1 protein-coding gene and 2 pseudogenes are annotated in these 557 nt (G+C 62.8%); 1 reads left to right on the top strand and 2 read right to left on the bottom strand.

Annotated features, from left to right (window positions below):
- A pseudogene (locus EN879_RS38250) lies at positions 1–237 on the bottom strand (ABC transporter permease); the annotation flags it as partial.
- Positions 234–461, bottom strand: a pseudogene (locus EN879_RS38245) (ABC transporter permease); the annotation flags it as partial. The pseudogenes EN879_RS38245 and EN879_RS38250, both read right to left, overlap by 4 nt.
- Between EN879_RS38245 and EN879_RS39620 the strand changes: the two are divergent.
- On the top strand, positions 373–557 hold a 185-nt coding region (locus tag EN879_RS39620; RefSeq protein WP_206521117.1), incomplete at its 3' end, for a hypothetical protein. The pseudogene EN879_RS38245 and the gene EN879_RS39620 overlap by 89 nt on opposite strands.

Raw genomic sequence — 557 nt, 5'->3', positions numbered from 1 at the left:
CAGGTCGATCTGGCCGAGCAGGATGACCAGCATCATGCCTGTCGCGATAACGCCGAGGAATGAAGCCACCTTGAGCTGCTGCAGGAGATATTCAGGCGACAGGAAGCTTCTGGAATAGAGGCTGCCGAAGAACAGCAAAAGCACGATGCAGGCAAAGGCCGTCAGCACCGCCGGATCGGCGCGGCGGATGAATCTTGGCATGCGGCCGGCAATGCCGCCAAGCGTCGTTTCGCTCACAGGAACCACTCCAGCCGGTTGCGGACCCGAAACAGGGCGAAGGCGCCGAGGCTGACGGCGACCAGCAGGATAACGCCCTGGAACAGCGGCTGCCAGAGCGGATCGAAATCGAAGACGAACAACAGGTCGCCGATCGTGCGGAAAGCCAGTGCGCCGAAGATGGCGCCGATGGCGCTGCCCTTGCCGCCGAACAGCGAAACCCCGCCGAGCACCACGGCGGCGATCGGCGGATTGTTCCTGACCTTCTTCACCTATACGGGTGAGGCGGCCTATGCCAGCGGCAACTCCTACACGCTGTTTTCGATCGCCGCCAGCAGGCC

The organism is Mesorhizobium sp. M7A.F.Ca.AU.002.02.1.1, assembly GCF_003998535.1.
GTDB classification, from domain to species: domain Bacteria; phylum Pseudomonadota; class Alphaproteobacteria; order Rhizobiales; family Rhizobiaceae; genus Mesorhizobium; species Mesorhizobium ciceri.
This window is presented reverse-complemented; position numbering and strand designations above follow the sequence as displayed.